Genomic DNA, 23,335 nt, shown 5'->3' on the forward strand with positions numbered 1-23,335 from the left:
AAAAAATGGCTGAAAAGATCGACTGGGATAAGGGTTCCATCACGCCGCCGGCGGACAGTGCTCCCACGGATTGGGAGCGCGGCCAGATCAAGCCGCCGAACGATGACGGCTCGCTCGCGCGCGGTTTCAAGACCGCGATGCGCCAGATTCCACAGACCATCGGCGGCACCATCGGCTTGGTCGGTGATGCAGTGGGCTCGGATGCCGTGCGCAACTACGGCATGGACATCTACAACCGGCAGACGGAGCAGATCAAGGACCTGTCGAGAGATAGTGATTCGTTCTCCAACGTGCTGAAGGGCGAGGCCGATCCGACTGAGTTCCTCAAGTACGGCGCCGGCTACGTGGGCGGGCAAGCGCTGACCGCGCTGGGCACTGGCGGTGTGGGCGGCTTCGTCGGTAAGAAGATCGCGCAGCGCGGCATCGCGAAGGCGGTGGGCGAGGAAGCGGCGCAACTCGCGGCGCGGCGTGGCGCGCAGATCGGCGCCGGTGCCGCGATGGGCGGCAGCAACGTCGTGCAGGAAGCCGGCTCTATCTACCCCGAGGCGGTCGAGCAGGCGCAGCACGATGGCAGAACCCTGACCGGCGGCGACCTGGCGCGTGTCGCTGGTGCAGCGGTTGGGGCAGCGGCCGTGGACACCGCCGCCGACGCACTCATGTTCAAGGGCTTGGCGCATGGGGGATCGTCCGCTTCGAACATCGCGGCGCGCGCGGTGCGCACTGTGCCTGCCAGCATGGCGCGCGAAGGTCTTACGGAAGGCGTGCAGACTGGTATCGAGCGCTGGGGTGCGCAGCAGGATCTGACGAACGAGGACGCTATCCGTGACTACGTGGACTCGGCGGCGCTGGGCGCCGTGGGTGGTGGGTTGGGTGGCGCTGGCGCTGCGCTCCGCCGCCGGGTAGACGTGCCGGGTGCTGAAGCTCTGCCAGGTGCTCCTGCCGGCCCAGCCGCAGACCCGGTGGCATTGCCTCCGCCGGCCATCATCGTTGGAGAGGACGGCGTGGCACGCACCACGCAGGACCGCAATGCGGAGCTGCAGCGTTCGCGCAATGGGGAGTTCGCCGACATCACGCCAGTGGCGGCCACGCCCGAGTTCGTGCCCGAGGCACCGCGCGCGCTTGCGCCTCCGGTCATCAACGTGGATGGGGCAGGCAACGCCGAAACTGGCGCGGACCGCAATGCTGAAGCGCAGCAGAGCCTCGCTGATCGCATCGCGCGCCGTCAGCGCATCGAAGCCGGCGATGTTGTCGATGTCACCCCGGTCCCGGAGAGCCAGTCGCCCTCGCAGAAGATGGGGTTGGATCCGGCGGCCGGGCCTCTGAGCGCCGCCGCTGCGCACGCCGTGGACAACGGCGCCGCCGATCAGATGACTGCGATGCAAGAGGCTGCCGCGCCGGCGACGGGGAAAACGCAGCCCAAGGGCGGCACGCTCACCCAGGCCGCGCAGGTATCGCAGCCCGCGCAGGCAACGCCGGCCGTGAGTGCGGACGGAGTGATCGACAGCCCCGAAAACACGCCGGGACTCGCTTCCTGGTCGGACGAACAGCTCACTGCGCAGCTCAAGGGCGCGCAGAACCCCGAGGTGAAGCGTCGTGTGCGCGAGGAAATTTCGCTTCGGCGCGAGGCCGCCGACCAGGCCGCGCCGTCGGCAGCTCCAGCGGTCGCAGATCTCGCCGCCGCCGGTGAGCGCTGGACGCGCATGCCCGAGGCCGAGCGCCGGGCCTTGGCCTCTCAGACCGATCTGAAGCTCGTGCTGCGCAAAAACGTGCCGCGGGCGCAATGGGAGAACCTCAACGTCGATGTGCAGCGCAAGCTCACTCAGGCCATGCAGCCGGCTCGGCAGGGCGAGGTGCGCGGCAAGATGGCTTCCGGCGAGGTCGTGCGCACCGCGTCGGGCCGCGATACCACCCCATTCCCCAAGGTGGCAGTGGACACCGACCGCAAGGCTGGCACAACACTGAAGGCAGTAGATCGCTGGCTGGTGCAGAACGCCATGGACGAGGCACGGGCGCGCGGCGACGAGTTCAATGCACGGCAGTTCGAGGCAGCTCTCGCGTGGCCACAGCAGGCCGACAAGGACAGTGCCGAGGAATACCTGTTCGGCGAACAGCCGGCCGTCCCGCGCCAGTTGCTGAAGCCGCTCAATGGCGGTACTGCGGCCACCGGCGAATCCACGGACCTGGACGCGGCGGCGCATGCGGCAGCCACGAGCCCGCAGAACGATCTGCCCGCGCCCACGCAGGCGCAGAAGGAGGCCGGCAACTACGTCAAGGGCCACGTTCGGGTGCAAGGTCTGGACATCACAGTGGAGAACCCGCGCGGCTCGGACCGTACCGGCACGCGCCCCGATGGAACGGAGTGGCGTCACAGCATGAGCGACCACTATGGCTACATCCGTCGCACGGAGGGGGCCGACGGCGAGCAGGTGGATGCGTACATCGGTCCGAACCCAGACGCCCAGCGGGTATTTGTGGTGGACCAACTTGATCAGCAGTCCGGTGGGTTCGATGAGCACAAGGTGATGCTCGGCTTCGATAGCCAGGCAGCGGCCGAACAGGCGTATCGCTCGAACTTCGATGCCGGCTGGAAGGTCGGGCCTGTGCGCGCGATGGACATGGCCGAGTTCAAGACGTGGCTGAAGGAAGGGAACACACTTCAGCCTGTCGCCGACGCACCGGCAGCACCGGCAGCACCGGCAGCACCGGCAGCACCGGCAGCACCGGCGGGTCCACCTGCGACCGCGAAGAAGCAGCCGCGCGGTGTGCTTGCGAAGATGGCAGCGGCCAAGGATCCGAAGCCCAAGCGCGAACTGAAGGCCGACCGCATCGCCCGCGAGGCGGAGGAAGCCAGGGTTTCCTACTTCACGCCCGGCAACGTGGTACGCAGCTACGGCGAAGGCTTCGATCAGGTCATCAGATACAAGCCCGCCGACCAGGAGGGCAACTGGTCAGTCACGGTGCGCGCCGCGCGCAAGGTCGGTCCGGCAAAGTTCGAGGCTATCCCAGGCGAGCGGGAGCGTACGCACAGCACGCAGCCCAGCGAGCGTGAACTGAAGGTCGGTCCAGCGGCACGCATCGCCGCGCTTCCGCGAGTTGCAGCCGCGGGCGAGCGTGCGCCGGCCGCCCAGGCGGAGCCGCAGGAGGCGAAGGCACCGGCTACGGCACCCGCACCCGCCTCCGCAGTGGCCGCGCCGGACAGCGGCAAGATCGTGGACTTCGGCGAGAAGATCGGCGGCGCTCGTAAGGATCGCGCGGAGAAGACCGGCGCGCGTTCCGCGGCCGCGCCGAAAGATGACCGTCCGGCATGGGCTCGCCGTTTCGAGGTATCGCAGATTGCGAAGAGCCGCAATGCCGGCGAAGACGGGCGCTGGGTCATCCGCGATACGCGCTCGCTCGACTTTATGAAGCAGCCTCGGCAGGTCGGTCGCGATACCTACGCGACCCGCGAGGACGCGGAGGCCGCGATTCCGTTGGCAGCCGTCACTCTGAAGCACCGCGTGACGTACACCCGAGACGGTAAGTTCGAGATCTGGCGTGACGTGACCGACCGCAAGCGCGTGAAGGTGGTTGAACAGTCCTTCGACACGCGCGAGGATGCTCTGCGATACATGTCCGAGAACGCTCCAGCGATCATCGAGACCAACACCACGTTCGGAGAAGCGGACCTGCCGCGCCCCGCAAGCGAGCAGCGTGTCGGAGCAGAGCGCCGCACGGGCGACGTGAAGGATGGCGACTTCGGCGACACCTTCGGCTTCCGCGGCGTGGAGTTCGGCAACTGGAACAACCAGGCCGACCGCCAGCAGTTGCTGAACGATGCATACGACGGCCTGCTGGACCTGGCCGATGTCATGGGCATCCCACCTCGGGCCATCAGCCTCGACGGTGAACTTGCCTTGGCGTTCGGCGCCCGAGGCAGTGGCTTGAGCGGCGCGCGCGCCCACTACGAACCTGAAAAGGCCGTCATCAACCTGACGAAGATGAACGGCGCTGGCTCCCTGGCACACGAATGGTTCCATGCCATGGACCACTACTTCGGGCGACAGGATGGCAAGGCGCCCACCGAGTGGGTGACGGGCAAGGATGGCACACGCTCGCTCGAGGTGAACAGTGACTTCGAGCGCAATGCGGCCAGCGGTGGCACGCGCGGGGAGCGCTCGGGCATGCGCGCAGAGGTCCAGGATGCCTACCGCGACCTGATGAACACCATCACGCGGAAGGCCGAGCAGTACACCGAAGACACGGCCAGGGCGGACAAGTTCGTCGCGACGTCGCGCAACGAGGTCGAGGACCGGCTGGCGAGCATTCGGAAAAACCTCTCGGAGAAGCTGCCCGACTACTTCAAGCGCAACAACAAGCCGGCCACGGCCGAGCAGTTGGCAGAGTTCGACACGCTGGCCCAACAGATCGTCAACGGCGAGGCGCTGGAACTGCGAGTGCAGTCGAAGAACCCCAAGGCCGCCGCGCGTTTGTCCGGCTTCCGCTGGACCAATGACGTGCTGGAGAAGATGAGCGGCATCCTGAAGGCTGTGCGCGGCCAGGCTGGGTTCAGCGCAGATCAGAAAGGCACACTGGATGCTCTGCGCGGCGACATGCAGCGCTACAGCCAGCGCCTGAAGATGCTGGCCGACGCGCAGGAGAGCACCGAGAAGACACGCGCTGTGCCAACCAGTTTCGCCATGGATGCGCGCGAGCTGGACCAGGGCCGCGGGCAGGACTACTGGACCACGCCGCACGAGATGGCCGCGCGAGCCTTCCAGGGCTACGTGGAGGACAAGATCGCGGAGCGTGGTGGCACAAGTCCGTTCCTGAACTACGGTCCGGAGAACGCCGGCATCTTGACGCCCTGGGGGGTCAAGCGCCCCTTTCCGCACGGCGCCGAGCGCGTGGCGATCAACCAGGCGCTCGACAAGCTCGTGGGCATCATCCAGACGCGAGAGGGCGACGACGGAAACGTGGCGCTGTTCAGCCGCTCGAACAACACGCGCGGCGCATTCGAAGCGCGCATCGATGCGCTGTTTGCCGGCGGCCACGCTGCCACGGGCACGCGCATCCTCGATTCCTCGGACGTGATGGGCCTGCTGGGCTACCCGAAGGTGCCGATGATGCTCAACGAGTCGCACCTGCGCGAGAGCATGACCACGCACCCCGAGATGACGGCGGCGGCGTGGAAGAAGGTGCCGGATTGGCTGGAGAGCCCAGCTGCTGTGTATCGCGATGGCGGCAAATCGGATCGCCTGATCGTGATCGCGCCCGAGACCATCGCTGGCTACCCGGTAATGCTGGTGGTGGAGCCGAACCCGACACCTGCACGCCGCGGTCACTCCGAGCCGTTCCAGCTGTTGGTGACGGCCTATGCAAAGACCACCGGCGGCCTGCCGTCGCCGGGCTACCTGGCGACCAGCGGGCAGCTTCTGTACGTGGATACGAAAAACGCCCCCGAAGTTTGGCAGCGCGCCGGGGGCCAATTCCCCGGACAGGCTGCGCTTCGAGGGCGCCAAAAGATTTTAACGGAGAAGCAGCTGGGTGGCTACCGCCGCGCGAATAACCCAGCCTTCAGCAACGGCGGCGGCGCGGGCATGTCGGTTGCCGACGCGAAGCGCACTACCGACGCCATCCGCAGCGCCTGGGCGAACGGCCCCGAGGTGGTCGTGGTGCAGAGCATGCAGGACCCAGCCGTGCCGCAGCGCGTGCGCGAGCACGACGCCGAGCAAAAGTCACAGGGCGCCGAGGGTGAGCCCGAGGGCTTCTTCTTCGGCGGCAAAGCCTACGTCGTCGCCGGCCAGCTGTCGTCGCAGGAGGACGTGGCGCGTGTGCTGCTGCACGAGTCCCTGGGCCACTACGGTCTGCGGGGTGTCTTCGGCAAGGCGCTGGATCCGGTGCTGCAGCAGGTGGCGACTTTGCGCGAGGCCGACGTACGCGCCAAGGCCGAGCAGTACGGCCTCGACTTTGACAATGTCGCGCAGCGCCTCAATGCGGCCGAGGAAGTGCTGGCGGAGATGGCACAGACGGAGCCGACGCTGGGTTTGGTGGAGCGCGCCATCGCAGCCATCCGGAACTGGTTGCGCGTCAATGTGCCTGGCTTCGGCCAGCTTGCACTGACGGATGCGGACATCGTGCAGGGCTACCTGCTGCCGGCCCGCCAGTTCGTGCAGGGGCGTGAAGCGCGACAGGCAGCGCCCGAGCCGATGCCAGCGTACAGCCGCCCGAAGTCTCGCACCAGCTCGGCATTCAGCCCGGCCGCGCGCATGCAGGCGGTGCAGTCGGTGGAGCGCACCACGGATGCGATCCGCAATGCCTGGGCCAATGGCCCTGAGGTGGTGGTGGCGTTCGACATGGGCGATCCGGTCATTCCGGAGGCCGCGCGGCGCGCCGACCTGAAGCAGCGTAGCGGCGGCGCCCGCGGCGCGCCGGAGGGCTTCTACTACCGCGGGAAGGTCTACCTGATGGCATCGCGCCTAGCGACGCCGGCGGACGCTGCCCGGGTGCTCTTCCACGAGGCGCTCGGCCATCACGGTCTGCGCGGAGTGTTTGGGAAGGACTTGAACGGCATCCTGAACCAGGTCGCCACAATGCGCCGCGCCGACGTTGACGCGAAGGTCAAGGAATACGGGTTGCGCGGCGTCAACAAGCTGGACCGCCGAGCGGCCGCAGAAGAAGTGCTGGCCGAGATGGCGCAGGACACGCCCGAAGTGCACTTTGTGCGCCGCGCCGTCGCAGCGATCCGCACCTGGTTGCGCGAGAAAGTGCCCGGTTTCCGCAACCTGCGGCTGTCCGACGACGAGATCATCCGGAACTACATCCTGCCGGCACGGCGCTTCGTGGAGCAGGGCGGTCCGAACGGCGGCGGTGGCGTGCGCGGCGCGGCATTCAGTCGCGACGTGGCGGAGGCCTCCGAGCCCGAAGCCATGTTCAGCCGCTCGAAGATGTCGGAATATGCGCGGACTGCCACCGCCGAGCTGAACAAAACGTTCTCGGCGCCGGGCAAGATTTCCTGGTGGCACAAGACCATTGGCACGATGTACAACCTCGCCGAGCGCGCGCCGGCGTTCAAGCCGGTGTTCGAGGCGGCCCAGGGCTTTGTGGACGACGTGAGCCACTTCGCCACCGATGCGTCTGAGCTGGCGCCGCGGCTGCTTCCGAAGTTGGAGGCGTGGCGCGACATCACGAAGTCGCCCATCACCGCGGCCGACAACAAGGCGCTGGCGCGCCCGGTGTTCGAGGGCACGCTGTCTTGGGCGCGCGACGAGTCGGGCAAGGCCGTGCCGGTGCAGAGCCTGGTCGATGCAGCAGCCGCGATGACGGTGGACCAGAAGGCGCAGCGCCTCCTGCGCAACAACCAGATCGATGCCAACATGCTCAAGGCGTGGAAGGGCATGCCCCTGGAGTCCTACGAAAAGGAGATCACGTCGCGCTACGAGTCGCGAATGCTGCAACCCGGCGTGGTGTGGTCGGACAGCGAGCTGCAGAGCATGTTCGGCCTAACGGATCAGCAGATCGGGCTCTACAAGGAGTTCCGTGCCGCGACCGACCGCAGCCTGGACACGATGGCCCGAGCCGACATGCTGCGCTTCGGCGGCGACGACGTGAAGGCGATCAAGGATCAGGTGATGGACGCGGCGGATGCGCAGGCTGCCGCTGTCATGATCCGTGACCACCTGATCGACCTGTCAAACGAGCAGCCCGACCGCGCCACGCAACTGCTCAACGCGGCAAACGGCATCATCGACCGCGCCGACAAGGTGGCGGAGCTGCAGGGTCGCGGGTATGCGCCGCTGTCGCGCTTCGGGCAGTACACCGTGGATGTGGTGGCTGATGGCGAGCGTCAGTATTTCGGCCTGTTTGAGACGGCGCGCGAGGCCAACGTGATGGCGGCCAAGATGCGCACCGAGTTCGGCGATGCCGCGGTGAGCCAGGGCACGCTGTCGAACGAGGCTTTCAAGCTCTTCGCCGGCGTGACGCCGGAGAGCCTGGAGGTGTTCGGCAACATGCTGGGCCTCGACTCGACGGGCGACAGCGCGCAGGACCACGCCTTCCAGGAGTACCTGCGCCTGACCAAGACCAACCGCAGCGCCATGCGGCGCCTGATCCATCGGCAGGGCATCGCTGGCTTCAGCGAGGACGTGGGCCGCGTGCTGGCGTCGTTCATCTACTCCAACTCGCGCCAGACCGCCGCGGGCCTGCACATGGGCGATCTTGGCGATGCGGTCAACAACATCCCGAAGGAGCAGGGCGAGCTGAAGGACGTGGCGGTGCGCCTTGCCGAGTACGTGAAGAACCCACAAGAGGAAGCGCAGGCCGTGCGCGGGCTGCTGTTCGCGCAGTATCTGGGTGGCTCCATCGCTTCGGCGTTCGTGAACATGACGCAGCCGGCCGCCGTGACCTTTCCGTGGCTCAGTCAGTTCGGCGGCGCCCGCAAGGCTGCCGGCGCGCTGGCCACCGCCGCGAAGCAGATGGCGACGAAGGGCTTCAGCTACGAAGCCGACTTGGCAATGGCGCTGAAGGATGCGGAAGACGATGGCACGGTCAGCCCGCAAGAGGTGCACCAGCTGATGGCGCAGGCGCGCGGCTCTGGCTCGCTGCGGTCGGGCGATGGTACGCGGCTCGGCGATGCACGCGCCGTCGGCCAGAACGCGCTGTCGCGCCTGTCGCTGGCGTGGGGCAAGGTCTTCGGCGCGGCCGAGCAGGTCAATCGGCGCATCACCTTCATCGCCGCGTACCGCATGGCGCGCGAGCGCGGCGCGGAAGATCCGGCGGGCTTCGCGAAGCAGGCCGTGACCGAAACCCAGTTCCTCTACAGCAAGGCCAACAAGATGAGCTGGGCGCGCGGCGCGGTCGGCGGCACGCTGATGACGTTCAAGACGTACAGCGTGGCCTATCTGGAGCTGCTGCACCGCATGTACACGCAGGGCGGCCCCGAGGGCAAGAAAGCTGCGCTGCTGGCTCTGGGCATGCTCATGGTGATGGGCGGCGCCGGCGGACTGCCGTTCGCGGAAGACCTGGACGATGTGGCCGATGCGCTGGCACAGATGCTCGGCTACAACTTCTCGGCGAAGAAGGCGCGGCAGGAGGTGCTGGAGGCAATGCTGCCCAAGGGCATCGCCGACTTCTTGGACAAGGGCATCAGCGGCTTGCCCGGAGCACCGCTCGATGTGTCCGGCCGCCTGGGCATGGGCAACCTGATCCCCGGCACCGGCCTGCTGCAGGAGAAGACCAGCCACACGCGCGACGTGCTGGAGATCGCGGGGCCTGCCGGCGACTTCGCGAGCCGAATCCTGTCCGGTGGACGCAACGTGCTTACGGGAGACATCGGTGCCGGCTTGCTGGAGATGTCGCCCGCCGCGGTGCGCAACGCCGCCAAGGGCGCTGACATGGCTGCGACCGGCATGTACCGCGACGCGAAGGGCTACAAGGTGCTGGACACCAGCCACATGGAAGCGGCGCTGAAGGCCATTGGCTTCCAGCCGCAGAGCGTGGCGACAATCCAGGAGGCGAACAGCTTGAACCAGCGCGCGAAGGGCTTCTACAACCTGCGGGCGCAGGAGATCCGCGCGCAGTGGGCGGCCGGCATCTTCGAGAAGGACGACGACAAGGTGCAGGCGGCCAGGGCCGCCATCGCGGACTGGAACGCGAAGAATCCCGATCAACTGATGGTCGTCCGGGTGCCGGACATCATGAAGCGCGTCCGCGAAATGTCGAAGTCCAAGGACCAACGCATCGCCGACACGGCGCCGAAGGCCATGCGCTCGCAGATGCGTGAGGACCTGGCGCGCACCCGTGCAGAACTGGCCGTGAACCCCTTGTAGGGTTTCGCAAAGTTACGTAGGCCGCTCAGAGTAGCGGTCCATGTCAACAGGCAACCAACCCGATTCGCCGGCCGCGCCCGGTACGCACAGCGAGGAAATCGCTGCGATCCACGCGCGGCTGGATGCCGGCGACGCCCGCATGGCGCGCATCGAGCAGAGTCTGAAGGCCAACACCGAAGCCACCGAACGCGTGGAATCGAACACGCGCGAGGTCATCAGCCTGTTCGCGCTCGCCGCCAATGGCTTTAAGGCACTGGAAGGCTTGGGCAAGCTCGCCAAGCCGGTCGCGGCGATTCTGGGCTTGGGCGCCGCCGCATTGAGCTTGTGGGCGGCATTCAAGGGCGTGTTCAAGTGAACGCGACGCTGCGAAATCGCTTGATCCTGGCCGGCGGCGCAGGCGCGCTCGCCATCGCCGGAGTGCTGCGAGACTGGTACGAGGGCGATGGCCCGACAGTGGTGCGCGATGGCGTCACGTACCACCGTGTCTACAAGGACACCGGAGGCGTGCCCACCGTCTGCCGCGGTGTCACCGGCGCCGAGGTCGTGTCCGGCAAGCTGTACACGCGGGCCGAGTGCGATGTGTTGGAGCGCAAGCACCTTGCCATCGCCGAGGCGGCCGCGCGGCGCTACATCAACAACTTCGACCGGCTCAACAAGTGGCAGCAGGCCGCACTCATCGATTGGTTCTACAACCTGGGCGCCAACGAGAAGACGCTGAATTCCACGCTGCGTGCGAAGTTCAACCGCGGAGACATCGCGGGCGGCTGCGACGAGCTTTCCCGCTGGGTGAGCGGCCGCGTCAAGGGCCAGTTGGTCCAGCTGCCAGGCCTGTTAGACCGTCGCGGCACCACCGAAGAACTGTGCCTGAACTGGGGCGCGCAGCCGTGAACCCGGTGCTGATCGCCCTTGTCGTCAGCCTGGCCTGCAACGGCCTGCTGGGGTGGCTGTACCTCGGCCAGCGTGACGACACAGTGGCCGCGGTTGCGAATGCCGGTCAGGCAACAGAACAACGCGACGGCGCGCGCGCGGCCGCGAGCGCCTGCAGCGATGCGCTCGATGACCTGCGCACCTTGGCCGACCAGCGAGGCCGCGAGGCGTCGGCTGCGCGCACGGCAGCGGCCGGTCGCTCCGACCAGCACAAGCAGCGCGCCGACCAGATCCTGAGCGCGCCGCCGGCGGTACCGGGCAACGTTTGCGCGAGCGCACAGGCGCGTATCGACGGCTGGTTGAAGGCGAGGGCAACGCCATGAAGCGCCTATGCCTTCTTGCGGCCGTCGTGTTTGTAGCCGGCTGCACCGCGCCGCGGGCGCGTGTGGAGCTGCAGCAGGTGAATGTCGCCGTTCCAGTGGAGTGCAAGGAACCGGTGCCGGCGCGGCCGGCTATGCCAACCGAAGCGCTGCGTCTCGGCGTCACCGTGGACGACTTCGTACGCGCGGCACTAGCCGAGCTGGAGCGGCGCGAGGGCTATGAGGGCGAGCTGCTCACAGCCCTGGAGAACTGCCGCACGCCCATCAAACCGCGCCGGCCGGACGCCGGCATGCAGTGAAAGTCTTCATGTCCCAACCCCTCATCAATCCCACCGTGGGTCGCGTCGTCTGGTTCTTTCCTTCACTGCTGACAGGTGAGGCTGGCTTCGCGTCCCCTAAGTGTGACGCGCCTCTCGCGGCCATCATTGCTCACGTCTGGAGCGAAACCATGGTGAACCTTGCCGTGTTCGACGCCAATGGCGCAAGCCATAGCCGAACAAGCGTGCGACTCGTGCACGAAGAGCTGACCGGCGACCGCCCGGCGGAGGCGTTCTGCACCTGGATGCCCTTCCAGAAGGGGCAGGCCGCCAAGCAGGACGCGGTAGCCGCCTCCCCCCTCATCGGATTGCCGGTCCGTGCTCTGTCGGACGTTCCTACCGCCGGCCTTCGCAGCTAGAACAGCTCGGGTTTTTCAGGTCCGTCAGGTGGCTCGACTGCCAGCGGGGGAGAAGGCGTCGTTGCCTTTTTCGCGCGAGGCGGCAACGGTGCTGGGAACGTCTCCATCTGGCCCATCCACCGCCGGAAGAACTTGGGCGCTTGCTGCACAGGGCAGGTGAGCCACTCGTCTTGCTGGTCGTGGTCGAGGATGATGACCATGCGCTTTTCTTCCCCCCATTTGTGAAAGCGCGACATCACCGGGTGCCCATCAGCGTTCACCGTCAGCATCGCGAAGCTGAACACATCTTCGCCAGTCTCAGTATCCACCCACTTCTCCCAGATGCCGGCGATGGCAAACGGCACCTCGCCAGGCTGCTGGATTCGCCAGCGGACCGGCTTCGCATCAGCTGTCTCGTAGTAGGGTTCGAAGATGCCTTCGGCGGGCACGATGCAACGCTGCCCACGGCGCCAGGCATTGCGAAAGCTCGGCAGCTTCGAGACGGTTTCCGACTTCGCGTTGTAGGTCCGGCGTCCGTACGCCAGCTCCTTCGCGAACGCTGGCACCAGACCGAAAGCACCATCGTCCACGCGTCGATTGCCCGAGCCATCTTCCGCCAGCCTGATGAACGGCGCCATGCCGGTCGGCCATGCGATCACAGGCTTTTCGTCGCCCTCGCGCACTACGCCGAAGAAGGACAGCAGCCTGTCGGCGCGAGTCACGGCTTCGTAGTTGCTGCACATGTCCTGAAGGATATGGGCAGGCGGACCTGATTGGCTAGCTTCGCTGGTCCAGCAGCGCGGCCATTTCTTTGATGGCGTCATCTGCCGACGCTGCAATTCGAACGGAGCAGGAAATCATCAGGTTCAGGGGCAGGCCTAGGTCTTCCACGATGCACCCCTCCGGGTCGCGCAGCGTGCCATCTTCAGCGCGTGTGAGTTCAAGAGCGTCGCCGACGCGATCCGCATAGGCTCCAGCCGGCACTCCGTACGCAATCACCGGCAGACCCATCGCCACGGCGACACCCACTTCGAAGACAGTCCCCGAATCGGGTTCCAGGCCGCGAAATGGCGCCAAGTTTGCGATGACCCCTCGCGACTGCCGGATCAGCTCCATGTTTTCCTTGCAAATGCCCCGCGCGATTTCATCGAGAGTGAACCAAGCAGGCATGAGCCCATCCGAGGGAGTCAGCGCCTGCAGCCCTAGCCTGTCGCAGGCTTCGGTGAGCAGCGCGAAGCGTGCGGCGGCATCACGTCGGAACACGTCGGGTCCTGCAAGGTACACGCGCGGGGCACCTGGAGCCATATCGATCCTCTCCGAAAATTCACGCCAACTTTAAGCACTGTAGCGCTCCAGTCCGGGAGGGAGCGAAGCGGTGTCAAAGCGTGGTTCGTGCTCTATGTATGCGGTGGCAGATCCAGCGCCAACCCCTTTGGTGGCGGAGCACCAAGTTCATAAAATCGCAGCATTTGTTGCTGATCGTTGAAGTCAAAGACTTCAAATCCCTGTGATAACAATAAATCTACGTGATTATCCGCAGCATCGCGAAATTCATCCGGGATATCGAGAACAGCCAATCGAAGCGTGTCGTCGCCGTACGATTTAAGTGCAAGCTCTGCGGCAGTGCTTTTGACGCACGCTTCCGAAAGTTTATTGTGCAATGAATCCGGCGCAACTCGATAATCAATAGTTTGGGTTACTCGATAGACCCCATTCTTGTACAAAAAATCAGTCTTTAATTCTGGGTAATCTGGAACGGGAACGTTTGCAACTACTAGGTGCTCCGCGATATCGTCTACAGCGTCGCCAAGAACCTGCATCTTCTTGAATTGGTCACGAAGGGCGGTTTGTAATCGAGTTTTCTTTTCTCTCTTTTGGCGATCAGTGCTAGTTTTGTTTGAAACGTATGTTATTTTGATTTCAGCAACTTTTTGCGTTACTTCCGTCGCTGAATCGGCTGTAAACATGCCGATTGCTTTTGGGTCGCAAAAGCCAAAACTTCCGAGCGAATTCACTGCTTGCTGCGGATTGATTTCGGTGCGTAATATCGTTTCAATATTCTTTGCCCATTTACGCAGACGCTCTGCATCCCAAGTCGCATCGACGGCGCGCAATTTATTAAGTGCCGCCATCATAATGACGCTCGGAACTTTCCGTTTGTCCATCGGGAACAAAACGATGCCAACATTTAACGCCTCTCCGCGGAGAAAATCCGGTGCGAGGCGAAGAACGACGTAGTGATAGACCTCGGTCATTGCCAATCTCCATCAGTTTCAAGAGCATTAATCACATCAATCAGATGCGCCTGCCACTTGGAATTCCACCAGTCTATGATTTGCTGCTGGTCAGAGTGTGTAAGCCAAATGCCAACAAGTGGGGTAAGAACACCCGCTATCCATGCGGAGTCAAGAGACGAGATTTTCGCACAAATCGAGCGAAAATGCTCGTGATCAAACGTAATTCCCAGGATGCTCCAAAGTCGGACAAATCTCCACGTATTCGGCGCCGGGTGTTTGCGGGGATGGTGCGGGGGTATGCAAACCGGCCACGAATTCGAAAAATCCATCGCAAGCATTTCGTGTTGAAATGAATCTTTTGATGGTGCCCTCACAAGCCAATTGTCTTGATGGCGGTCATCATTGCCGAGCGATAAGTCAACAGCGAGCACTTTGGTAAAGAACGGGCTTCTCGGCATCATTGCCAAAACTGTTTGCCATTCCGCGATATCCCGCATGTTGAAGTTGAGCAAACTTGGTTCGAGCACTGAGCCAAATACATGCACTTTGGCTCCATCCAAATTGGTCATTGTCACAACTTTAGGCTGGCAGTGCTCTATTCCCACTGCTTCACAAAGAGCAGCCCCGACAAACTCCGCAATGCAAACTTGCGCGCCCGCCTTTAACAAATATTCTTGATTTTGGGTATCTTTGCCAAATCCAAGATTATTGACGCCGCCATTCGCTGGTCGCAGCGAAACGATGTGCGGGTACATGCTTGGGATGTAAGTGGAGTTCAATTTTTTGCGGCAGTGCGAGAAGAACGGCGGGCTGGCGGTGCAGGGGGCAACGAACCAGTGTTGGAACATTCTCTTACAGGGATGCACAACCCATTGGGAGGATTTCCCCTGTGCCGTAGCTACTGCGGCGCGCCATTCTTCCCTGCTTCGCATGCAACGACGAAATCGGCCCAGAGGGCGAGAGCAGCTCGTCGCTCAGGTATTTCCTCTCGAACGTCGTAGATGGCCTCCATGCCTTTCAGGGTGTGGTTGAGCGCGATCTCTGAAATTTCTCGCGACACGCCAAGATTGCGCAGATGCCCCTTCGCCGTGCTTCGGGTGTCATGGGGGGTAAAGCGTCGGATGTCGATGTCGCCTCGCACAAAGGCGCGATTGAAGGCGGCCCAGAGTGTGGTGCGCCCCACCGGCACATCGCCGAGCCGGCGCACCCGATCGATCCGGCGCGCAGGCACGACCCATTGCGAGTCGCCTGATAGTGCCATCAACTCCCGGAACCAATCCCCGACCACAGTTGGCAGCGGCACTAGGAACCCGCTGCGCGTTTTCACGGACTCGTCGGGCACCCACCAGGTGCCAGCTTCGAGATCCACGTCCACTTTTTTGGCCTTCACCAGCTCAACGCCGCGCACGCATGTGACCAGCAGGATGCGAAACGCCAGAGCGTTCTCGCGCCCGATGAAGTCGATACCGGACAGCAGGGTCACCAGTTCATCGCGCTGGAGCATCACGCGCTTGCGCGCCGACGGGCGCGGCCCCTTGAGCGCATTCAGCTTGATGCCGGTGCATGGGTTCGCCGGAATGATCGTGAGGCCGCAGGCGTGATCGAAGAGCTTTGACGCGGTGGTGAGCACCCTTTTGGTCATGGTCCAGGTGCGCTTGCTGTCCTTGAGCAGCTGCACGATGTCGATGCTCGTGACCTTATCCACCCGGCGAGCGCGCAGCTTCGGGAGGACGACCTGATCGATGTCCGCGTTTCGATACATGATGGTGCCGTCGGCATAAACGCTGGGGAGCAGCACCTTCTCACGGTAATCCGCCACCAGGTCGGCAATGGTCCAGGCCGAGGCCGCGCGGCTCTTGCGCTCCTGCTTTTCGGTGGCGGGGTCGGCGCCCTGATCGATAGCTGCGCGCAAGGCGCGGGCCTTCTCGCGCGCAGCGGCCAGTGCCACGTCGGGATAGTTCCCGATGCTCAGCTCCTTGCGCCGGCCCCCTTCTTCCCTATATCGGAGCACCCAGGCGGCGGTGCCTGCTTTTGAAAGCGTGAAGGTCAGCCCGTCACCGTCGGACTTGGCGACCGGCTCGCCCTTGGCAATCCAGCGTTTGATTTGAAGGTCGGAAAGGAGGTGGCTGACTTTTGCCATCGAGGCGTCCAGTTGGGTAGCTAGAGCGCTGGCTACCCGCCTAGCTACCCAGCATTCATGCGCCAGTGTGACACATTAGGGAGTAACTGGAATCACAACTTCCTGAAAAATCAACTACTTAGGCGAGGCAGTGAAGCAGCCTGACACATTGAGAATCACCAATTGAAATTCCAGGTGGCTATCTTCATGGGGCTTGCAACTTGTTGCTTTCGAAACAGGTCCTTGGGTTTTTGCGGTGCATCCCTCACAGCATATCGCGCAAACCCGGCGCCCTCGCGCCCGCGGGGCCTATGCGGCCAGCGCCCGCATTTCCGCGATCAGGTCGGCCTTGCCCTCGAAACCGATGCCCGGCAGCGGCGGCAGCGTGACGTAGCCGTTGTCGACCTTCACGCCATCGGGGAAGCCGCCGTAGGGCTGAAACAGGTCGGGGTAGCTCTCGTTGCCGCCCAGGCCCAGGCCCGCCGCGATGGCCAGCGACATCTGGTGGCCGCCGTGCGGAATGCAGCGCGATGCCGACCAGCCGTTCTCCTTCAGCATGTCGAGCGTGCGCAGGTACTCCACCAGGCCGTAGCTGAGCGCGCAGTCGAACTGCAGCCAGTCGCGGTCGGGCCGCATGCCGCCGTGGCGGATCAGGTTGCGCGCGTCCTGCATCGAGAACAGGTTCTCGCCCGTGGCCATCGGGCCGGCATACACCTCGCCGAGCTTGGCCTGCAGCTCGTAGTCGAGCGGGTCGCCGGCTTCCTCGTACCAGAACAGCGGGTACTGCGACAGCGCGCGGCCGTAGTCGACGGCGGTCTTCAGGTCGAAGCGGCCGTTGGCGTCCACCGCCAGTTGCTGGCCGGGGCCGAGGATCTTCAGCACCGACTCGATGCGCTCGCAGTCTTCGGCCAGCGTGGCGCCGCCGATCTTCATCTTCACCACCGAGTAGCCGCGCTCCAGGTAGCTGGTCATCTCGCGCTGCAGGCCTTCCACGCCCTTGCCGGGGTAGTAGTAGCCGCCCGCCGCGTAGACGAACACGCGCGGGTCCGGCTTGCCGGTGCCGTAGCGCTCGGCCAGCAGCTGGTAGAGCGGCTTGCCCGCGATCTTGGCGGTGGCGTCCCACACGGCCATGTCGATGGTGCCCACCGCCACCGAGCGCTCGCCGTGGCCGCCGGGCTTCTCGTTGATCATCATGCGGGCCCAGATCTTGTGCGGATCGAGGTTCTCGCCCGTCTCGTCGAGCAGCGACGCGGGCTCGGCCTCGAGCAGGCGCGGCAGGAAGCGCTCGCGGATCAGCCCGCCCTGGCCGTAGCGGCCGTTCGAATTGAAGCCATAGCCGATGACCGGCTTGCCGTCGCGGATCACGTCGGTGACCACGGCCACCAGGCTCAGGGTCATCTTCGAGAAGTCGATGTAGGCGTTGCGGATGTCCGACTTGATGGGACGCGTGGACTCGAGGATGTTGACGATTTTCATGATCGGTCTGGGTGGATGGAAAAAGGAAAGGAGATTCAGCGGTGCAGCGACGAACCGCCGCAGATGGCGACGTCCTGCCCCGTGATGGCCGCCGCCGGCGGCGAAAGAAGAAAGCCCACGAGCGCCGCGATTTCCTCCGGCTGGATCAGCCGGCCGATGGGCGGCATGCGCGGCGCGCTGCCCGCGCGTGCCGGGTCCTGCAGCATCGAGGTCTGCGTCGCGCCGGGCGACACCACGTTGACGGTCACGCCCTGCGCAGCGACCTCCGCCGCCCAGCTGCGCGCCAGCGCGATCAGCGCGGCCTTGGTCGCCGCGTACTGGCCGCGGCCGGGCAGCCCCTGCGCGACGCGGCTGCCGACGAACACGACGCGGCCCTTGCCGCGCGCTGCCATCGCGGGCACCAGCGCATCGGCCAGCCGCGTGGCCGCATCCACGTGCAGCCGCCACATCAGTTCGCCGCCCGCGTGGTCGAGCGCGCCCAGCTCTCCGACACGCAGCACGCCGGCCGCATGCACCAGCGCATCGGCGTCCTGGAGCGCAGAGGCCGCACGCGCGATGGCATCGGCATCGCTCAGGTCGACGGCCACGTGCGCGAAGCGCCCGTGAGACAGCGTCGGCCCGGCGAGGTCGAGCCCGCTCACGCGCCAGCCCGCCTCCAGCAGATGCGACGCGATGGCCCGGCCGATGCCGCCGCTGCTGCCCGTCACCACCGCATGCGGCGCTGTCGCGGCTTCATTCGACATGGATGTTGCCCTCGACGATGATCTTCTTCGAGCGCGCCATGTCCTCGGCCTGGAACTTCGCGAACTCCTCGACGCTGCCCGGCGTCAGCAGCAGGCCCTGCGCACCCAGCGTCTCGCGCATGTCGGTGCCCAGTGCCTTGTTGACCTCGGCGTTCAGCCGCTGCGTGATGGCCGCGGGCAGCTTCGCCGGCCCCCACAGGCCGTACCAGCTGTAGAACTCGTAGCCCGGAATGCTCTCGCCCACCGTGGGCACGTTCGGCAGGCTGGTGGCGCGCGTGGCCGAGGTCACGGCAATCACCTTCACCATGCCGCTCTTGTGGTACTGCAGCGAACCGAGGATGGGGTCGATGAAACCGTCGATCTGCCCGCCGATCAGGTCCTGGAAGGCGGGCGCCGTGCCCTTGTACGGCACGATCAGGTAGTCGAGCCCGCCGCCCGCGCGCTTGAGCAGCTCGGTCGACAGGTGGCCGGCCGATCCGATGGAGCCCACCGCGAAGGTCATCTTGCCGGGGTGCGCCTTGGCGTACGCGATGAGCGACTTCACGTCCGTCACCGGCAGGTTCTTGTTGACCGCCACCGACAGCGGCGCCTTGGCCACCAGCGCCACCGGCGTGAAGTCGCGCGTCACCTCGTAGGGCACGGCCTTCATCGTCATCGGCGCGGTGGTGAAGGTCGATGCGTTGAACAGCAGCGTGTAGCCGTCGGCCGGTGCCTTCGACACCACGTCGGCGCCGATGATGCCGTTGCCGCCGGCGCGGTTCTCCACGATGAAGGTCTGGCCCGTCTGCTCGCCGAGCTTCTGCGCCAGCAGGCGGCCGATGGTGTCCAGCGTGCCGCCCGGCGGGAACGGAATCACCACGCGCACCGGGCGGCTCGGCCAGGTCTGGGCGAGGCCGGCGGTGGACGCCGCGGCCAGCGCGAGGGCGGCCAGCGTGGCCCGCAGGAAATGGTTGCGTTGCATGTCTCTTGTCTCCTTGTGGTTCTTCGTCGGGGCATCGCGGATGCCGCGGCGCCGTGGGCTCAGCGCTTCGACAGCCCGGCCTGCTCGACGGCCGCGCGCAGCGCATCCATCTCGCGCGCGTTCGGCGCTTCGGTCGGCGGGCGCACGGTGGCGTTGTCGAGCACGCCCGCCAGGAACATGCCGCCCTTCATGCGCGCATGCGCCTCGCCGGTCGGTTCGCCGCCGCCGTACACCGCGTCTTTAAGCGGCGTGATGAGCGCCTGCACCGCCATCGCCTTCTTCAGGTCGCCGGCCTTCACCGCGTTCCACAGGTCGATGATCAATTGCGGAATGAAGGTCGCGAAGCCGACCAGCGCGCCGTCCACGCCCTGCACCATCGATGCGAGCAGGTATTCGTCGTGGCAGGTCAGGATGGCCTTCGAAGCATCGGCTTCGCGGATCGCCTGGATGTCGCGGGCGTACTTGTTCATGTCGCGCTGGCCCACCTTGAAGGCCTGCAGGTAGGGCAGGCGGGCCAGTTCGGCCAGCAGCTGCGACGAGTAAGAGGCGCGCGTCCATGCCGGATACACGTGGCAGACCAGGTCCAGCTCCGGCGCGGCGCGGTGGATGGCCTCGAAGTACTGCAGCGCATGCCCGGGCGTGAAGCCGAAGCGCAGCCAGTGGTGCGGCGGCATCACGTCCAGCGCCACCGCGCCGGCGGCCTGCGCGGCGCGGGCGTGCTCGGCGGCCTCGGCCAGGCCTTCGCACACGATCGACGAGATCACCGGCATGCGGCCGCGCAGTTCGTCGGCCACGATGCGCGTGACCTCGGCGCGCTCCGAAGGCGTGAGCGAGAACACCTCGCCGGTGTGGCCGTTGGTCATGATCGCCACCACGCCGTCATGGCCGGCGAGCCACGAGGCCAGCTTGCGCAGCGCCGGTTCGTCGATGCGGTGGTCGGCCGTGAAGGGGCAGGAAATGGCGGGGATGATCCCGCGATAATTCGCGATGGAAGGCATGCAGTGTCTCCGTTGTGGTTCAAGGTGCAGGAATGGGTGCATCTTTTGCCGGCGGAGGGCGGGCCGTCCAATACTCGAATCGCATACAACTATTCAACCGCGCTGCGCATGGGCCCTGGCAACCGACCGCTCGACCTGGAATGGCTGGAAGATTTCCTGGCCCTGGCCGAGTCCGGCAATTTCTCGCGTGCCGCGCAGGCGCGCTCCATCGCGCAGCCGGCGTTCAGCCGCCACATCCGTTCACTGGAAGAGTGGGTGGGCGTCGACCTGTTCGACCGCAGCGCGCACCCCACGGCGCTCACGGCGGCGGGCAAGCGCTTCCAGCCGCTGCTGCGGGAGGTGCTGGCCGATCTGGAGGCCGCCCGCATCAAGGCCCGCGCCGCGCACGACCTGGACGCGGCCAGCCTGAGCTTTGCCGCCACGCACGTGCTGTCGCTCACCTTCTTTCCGCGCTGGCTCGCCGGCGTGGAGTCGCGCCTGAGCATGGGGCCCATCCAGACCATCTCCGACAGCTCGTATGCCTGCGAAGACCTGATGCTGCAGCGCCGCGTGCAGTTCGTGCTGTGCCATGGGCACGCGGGCGCGCCGGGGCGGCTCGACGATACCGGCTACCCGGTTCAACGACTGAGCGAAGACGTGCTGTTGCCCGTGAGCGCGCCCGGTGCGAACGGCGCGCCGCTGCACGCGCTGGGCGCAGGCCAGTCGCCTTCGGTGCTGGCCTACAGCGATGCTTCGGGGCTGGGCCGGATCATGCGGGCCATGCAGGACAGCGAGTTCGGCAAGGACTTCGCCGCGTCGCTGTCGATCGTCTTCACGGCCCACCATGCCGCGCTGCTGCGCACCATGGCGCTCGAAGGCCGCGGCCTCGCGTGGCTGCCGATGAGCCTGGTGGCCGACGACCTGCGCAGCGGCACGCTGGCCGATGCCGGCGCGGGCAGCTGGCGCGTGCCGGTGGACATCCGGCTGTACCGCCAGCAGGCACACATGGCGCCGGTGGCCGAGGCGCTGTGGGCGCTGGTCAGCGAAGGCGCATCAGGCGCCTGACCGCTTCAGTTGGCGCAGCGAGCTTCCAGCGCATCGAGGAAGGAGCGGTCCCAGCGGCCTTCCTTCATCGCCTGGATCGTGCGCGCTTCCGTCTCCAGGTGCGCGCGGGCCTTCTCGATCAGCAGTTCGGCCTCGTCGGGCGAGAAGGCCAGCAGGCCGTCCTGGTCGCCCACCACGATGTCGCCCGGGTTCACGACCATGCCGCCGACCGACACCGGCACGTTGATCTCGCCGGGGCCGTCTTTGTAAGGGCCACGATGGTTCACGCCGCGCGCGTACACCGGGTAGTCGCGCTCGCGGATCTCGGCCACGTCGCGGATGGCGCCGTCGAGCACCAGGCCCGCGGTGCCGATGGTCGCGGTATAGAACGACAGGATGCCGCCGATGACTGCGTTGGTGATGTCGCCGCCCGCGTCGATCACCAGCACGTCGCCGGGCCGGCAGAACTCGAAGGCGCGCATCGGCGTGAGGTTGTCGCCGCCGCGCGTCTTCACGGTCACGGCCGTGCCCGCCATGGTCTTGTGGCCGGGGCGGTGGTACGGCTGCAGGCCGACGCTGCCGATGTTGCGGTGCAGGTTGTCGCTGAGCGCGGCCACCGGAATCTCTTGCAGCGCGGCCAGGATGGCCGGCGCCACTTGCGGGGCCGACGGGTTCTTGCGGATGGCTTTGTAGGGCATGACTGGTCCTCGTGAGTTCTTCGGCACGCTTCAGCGCAGCGCGGCCACGGCACGCGCGATGCGCTTGCAGCCTTCTTCCAGCGTCTCTATCGACGTGGCAATGGAAAGACGGAAGTAGGGCGACAGGCCGTACGCGGTGCCCGCGACCACGGCAACGCCTTCGCTTTCGAGCAGGTAAATCACCACGTCGCCGTCTTCGTCCAGGCGCTTGCCTTCGGGCGTGGTCTTGCCGATGAGGCCGCCGCAGTTGATGTACAGGTAGAAGGCGCCGGGCGGCGTGGCGCAGCCGAGGCCGGGAATGTCGTTGACGAGCGCCAGCGTGCGGTCGCGCCGCTGCCTGTACACGGCCACGCTCTCGGCCACGAAGCCCTGGTCGCCGTTGAGCGCGGCGGCGGCCGCGGCCTGGCTTACCGAGCAGCAATTGCCGGTGGACTGCGACAGCAGCGTGTCCAGCGCCTTGATCAGGTCCACGGGCCCGGCCGCATAGCCGATGCGCCAGCCGGTCATCGCATAGGTCTTGGAGACGCCGTTCACGATCAGCGTGCGATCGCGCAGCGCCGGTGCCACCCCGAGGATGTGCGGCAGCGGCTCGCCGCCGAAGCGGATGTGCTCGTAGATCTCGTCGGTCATCACCATCACGTGCGGATGGCGTTCCAGCACTTCGGCAAGTGCGCTGTATTCGGCGGCGGTGTAGCTCGCGCCGGTCGGGTTGCTCGGCGAATTGATCAGCAGCCAGCGCGTGCGCGGCGTGATGGCCGCCTCGAGCTGCGCCGGCGTCAGCTTGAAGCCGTTCGCCTCGGGGCATGCCACGGTGACGGGCGTGCCCTCGCAGGCCAGCACCATGTCGGGGTAGGACACCCAGTAGGGCGCGGGAATGATCACCTCGTCGCCCGGCTCCAGCGTGATCGCGAAGGCGTTGTAGATGGCGCTCTTGGCGCCGCTGGTGGCGATGATCTCGGTCATCGCGTAGCGCAGGCCGTTCTCGCGCTCCAGCTTGGCGACGATGGCTTCGCGCAGCTCCACCGTGCCCGCCATCAGCGTGTAGCGCGTGGCGCCGCGCTCGATGGCCGCGGCCGCGGCCTGGCGGATGTGCGCCGGCGTGTCGAAGTCGGGCTCGCCCACCACGAGGTTGACGATCGACTTGCCCTGCCTGCGCAGTTCGTTGGCGCGGTCGGCGGCCGAGGTGCTGGGCGAGGGCTTGATGCGCCGCACGCGGGCGGCAATGCGGGAAATAGTGGCTTGCATGGACCGAACGGTACGCACATCGACCCCGCGAGGCCAAGACGAGATTGCACTGGTCGTATAGGCGCAGCTTATGACTCATGGTGAGCCCCGATATCCGCCGCGCGACCGCGATGCTAGGCTTGGCTTTTGC

At 65.7% G+C, this 23,335-nt stretch carries 18 protein-coding genes; 7 read left to right on the top strand and 11 right to left on the bottom strand.

What is annotated here, in order from left to right:
* Positions 1–5 precede the first annotated feature (5 nt).
* Genes C4F17_RS33210 through C4F17_RS27040 form a run of 6 tightly spaced genes read left to right on the top strand, consistent with a single transcriptional unit; the run spans position 6 to position 11,726 of the window.
* A complete protein-coding gene (locus C4F17_RS33210; RefSeq protein ID WP_106937302.1) occupies positions 6–9,803 on the top strand; it encodes a PLxRFG domain-containing protein in 9,798 nt (3,265 codons plus the stop codon).
* A 40-nt stretch (positions 9,804–9,843) separates the two neighbouring features.
* Positions 9,844–10,158: a hypothetical protein gene (locus tag C4F17_RS27020; protein WP_234382422.1), complete on the top strand. Its 315-nt coding sequence runs from the start codon at positions 9,844–9,846 to the stop codon at positions 10,156–10,158.
* Positions 10,155–10,691 carry a lysozyme gene (locus tag C4F17_RS27025; protein WP_106937303.1) on the top strand — a complete coding sequence of 179 codons (537 nt, stop codon included), beginning with the start codon at positions 10,155–10,157 and terminating at the stop codon, positions 10,689–10,691. The genes C4F17_RS27020 and C4F17_RS27025 overlap by 4 nt, the downstream gene beginning before the upstream one ends.
* Positions 10,688–11,053, top strand: coding sequence for a hypothetical protein (locus C4F17_RS27030; RefSeq protein ID WP_106937304.1), 366 nt, complete (start codon positions 10,688–10,690; stop codon positions 11,051–11,053). The genes C4F17_RS27025 and C4F17_RS27030 overlap by 4 nt, the downstream gene beginning before the upstream one ends.
* Positions 11,050–11,349, top strand: coding sequence for a hypothetical protein (locus C4F17_RS27035; protein WP_106937305.1), 300 nt, complete (start codon positions 11,050–11,052; stop codon positions 11,347–11,349). The genes C4F17_RS27030 and C4F17_RS27035 overlap by 4 nt, the downstream gene beginning before the upstream one ends.
* An 8-nt stretch (positions 11,350–11,357) precedes the next feature.
* The gene (locus C4F17_RS27040) at positions 11,358–11,726 is read left to right on the top strand and encodes a hypothetical protein (RefSeq protein WP_159053740.1); all 369 of its coding nucleotides are present in this window, start codon (positions 11,358–11,360) and stop codon (positions 11,724–11,726) included.
* Here C4F17_RS27040 and C4F17_RS27045 read toward each other — a convergent pair.
* The 9 genes from C4F17_RS27045 to C4F17_RS27080 all read right to left on the bottom strand — a co-directional run bounded on the left by C4F17_RS27045 (position 11,723) and on the right by C4F17_RS27080 (position 20,239).
* Positions 11,723–12,448, bottom strand: a complete 726-nt coding sequence (locus C4F17_RS27045; RefSeq protein ID WP_159053741.1) for an SOS response-associated peptidase — start codon at positions 12,446–12,448, stop codon at positions 11,723–11,725. The genes C4F17_RS27040 and C4F17_RS27045 overlap by 4 nt on opposite strands.
* Before the next feature lie 34 nt (positions 12,449–12,482).
* Entirely contained in the window at positions 12,483–12,989 is a 507-nt protein-coding gene (locus C4F17_RS27050) for a nucleoside 2-deoxyribosyltransferase (RefSeq protein WP_234382424.1), read from the bottom strand.
* Positions 12,990–13,102: 113 nt separating this feature from the next.
* Positions 13,103–13,960 carry a DUF3037 domain-containing protein gene (locus C4F17_RS27055; protein ID WP_106937309.1) on the bottom strand — a complete coding sequence of 286 codons (858 nt, stop codon included), beginning with the start codon at positions 13,958–13,960 and terminating at the stop codon, positions 13,103–13,105.
* Positions 13,957–14,697: a hypothetical protein gene (locus tag C4F17_RS32965; protein WP_159053742.1), complete on the bottom strand. Its 741-nt coding sequence runs from the start codon at positions 14,695–14,697 to the stop codon at positions 13,957–13,959. Before C4F17_RS32965 ends, C4F17_RS27055 begins: the two co-directional genes overlap by 4 nt.
* A gap of 143 nt (positions 14,698–14,840) precedes the next feature.
* Positions 14,841–16,082: a tyrosine-type recombinase/integrase gene (locus C4F17_RS27060; protein WP_106937310.1), complete on the bottom strand. Its 1,242-nt coding sequence runs from the start codon at positions 16,080–16,082 to the stop codon at positions 14,841–14,843.
* Positions 16,083–16,370: 288 nt separating this feature from the next.
* On the bottom strand, positions 16,371–17,537 hold the full coding sequence (locus tag C4F17_RS27065; RefSeq protein WP_106937311.1) for a mandelate racemase/muconate lactonizing enzyme family protein: 1,167 nt from the start codon (positions 17,535–17,537) through the stop codon (positions 16,371–16,373).
* Positions 17,538–17,572: 35 nt separating this feature from the next.
* Positions 17,573–18,280, bottom strand: coding sequence for an SDR family NAD(P)-dependent oxidoreductase (locus tag C4F17_RS27070; RefSeq protein WP_106937312.1), 708 nt, complete (start codon positions 18,278–18,280; stop codon positions 17,573–17,575).
* On the bottom strand, positions 18,270–19,241 hold the full coding sequence (locus tag C4F17_RS27075) for a Bug family tripartite tricarboxylate transporter substrate binding protein (RefSeq protein WP_106937313.1): 972 nt from the start codon (positions 19,239–19,241) through the stop codon (positions 18,270–18,272). Before C4F17_RS27075 ends, C4F17_RS27070 begins: the two co-directional genes overlap by 11 nt.
* Positions 19,242–19,300: 59 nt before the next feature.
* Positions 19,301–20,239, bottom strand: coding sequence for a dihydrodipicolinate synthase family protein (locus C4F17_RS27080; RefSeq protein ID WP_007829002.1), 939 nt, complete (start codon positions 20,237–20,239; stop codon positions 19,301–19,303).
* Between the two features lie 108 nt (positions 20,240–20,347).
* On the opposite strand from C4F17_RS27080, the gene C4F17_RS27085 reads away from it, so the two are divergent.
* Entirely contained in the window at positions 20,348–21,283 is a 936-nt protein-coding gene (locus C4F17_RS27085) for a LysR family transcriptional regulator (RefSeq protein WP_081271322.1), read from the top strand.
* Positions 21,284–21,288: 5 nt separating this feature from the next.
* On the opposite strand, the gene C4F17_RS27090 is transcribed toward C4F17_RS27085, so the two are convergent.
* Positions 21,289–21,960, bottom strand: coding sequence for an RraA family protein (locus C4F17_RS27090; protein WP_106937314.1), 672 nt, complete (start codon positions 21,958–21,960; stop codon positions 21,289–21,291).
* 30 nt (positions 21,961–21,990) lie between these two features.
* Positions 21,991–23,205, bottom strand: coding sequence for an aspartate transaminase (locus tag C4F17_RS27095; RefSeq protein ID WP_106937315.1), 1,215 nt, complete (start codon positions 23,203–23,205; stop codon positions 21,991–21,993).
* Positions 23,206–23,335: the final 130 nt, after the last annotated feature.

This window comes from Variovorax sp. PMC12 (genome assembly GCF_003019815.1).
In the GTDB taxonomy this organism is placed as follows: Bacteria; Pseudomonadota; Gammaproteobacteria; order Burkholderiales; family Burkholderiaceae_C; genus Variovorax.

Excerpts from the sequence above, each read along its gene's own strand:
- C4F17_RS27020 (WP_234382422.1), top strand. The coding sequence starts at position 9,844 with ATGTCAACAGGCAACCAACCCGATTCGCCGGCCGCGCCCGGTACGCAC.
- C4F17_RS33210 (WP_106937302.1), top strand. The coding sequence starts at position 6 with ATGGCTGAAAAGATCGACTGGGATAAGGGTTCCATCACGCCGCCGGCG.
- C4F17_RS27040 (WP_159053740.1), top strand. The coding sequence starts at position 11,358 with ATGTCCCAACCCCTCATCAATCCCACCGTGGGTCGCGTCGTCTGGTTC.
- C4F17_RS27060 (WP_106937310.1), bottom strand. The coding sequence starts at position 16,082 with ATGGCAAAAGTCAGCCACCTCCTTTCCGACCTTCAAATCAAACGCTGG.
- C4F17_RS27095 (WP_106937315.1), bottom strand. The coding sequence starts at position 23,205 with ATGCAAGCCACTATTTCCCGCATTGCCGCCCGCGTGCGGCGCATCAAG.
- C4F17_RS32965 (WP_159053742.1), bottom strand. The coding sequence starts at position 14,697 with ATGTACCCGCACATCGTTTCGCTGCGACCAGCGAATGGCGGCGTCAAT.
- C4F17_RS27070 (WP_106937312.1), bottom strand. The coding sequence starts at position 18,280 with ATGTCGAATGAAGCCGCGACAGCGCCGCATGCGGTGGTGACGGGCAGC.
- C4F17_RS27035 (WP_106937305.1), top strand. The coding sequence starts at position 11,050 with ATGAAGCGCCTATGCCTTCTTGCGGCCGTCGTGTTTGTAGCCGGCTGC.
- C4F17_RS27080 (WP_007829002.1), bottom strand. The coding sequence starts at position 20,239 with ATGCCTTCCATCGCGAATTATCGCGGGATCATCCCCGCCATTTCCTGC.
- C4F17_RS27075 (WP_106937313.1), bottom strand. The coding sequence starts at position 19,241 with ATGCAACGCAACCATTTCCTGCGGGCCACGCTGGCCGCCCTCGCGCTG.
- C4F17_RS27085 (WP_081271322.1), top strand. The coding sequence starts at position 20,348 with ATGGGCCCTGGCAACCGACCGCTCGACCTGGAATGGCTGGAAGATTTC.
- C4F17_RS27045 (WP_159053741.1), bottom strand. The coding sequence starts at position 12,448 with ATGTGCAGCAACTACGAAGCCGTGACTCGCGCCGACAGGCTGCTGTCC.
- C4F17_RS27090 (WP_106937314.1), bottom strand. The coding sequence starts at position 21,960 with ATGCCCTACAAAGCCATCCGCAAGAACCCGTCGGCCCCGCAAGTGGCG.
- C4F17_RS27065 (WP_106937311.1), bottom strand. The coding sequence starts at position 17,537 with ATGAAAATCGTCAACATCCTCGAGTCCACGCGTCCCATCAAGTCGGAC.
- C4F17_RS27055 (WP_106937309.1), bottom strand. The coding sequence starts at position 13,960 with ATGACCGAGGTCTATCACTACGTCGTTCTTCGCCTCGCACCGGATTTT.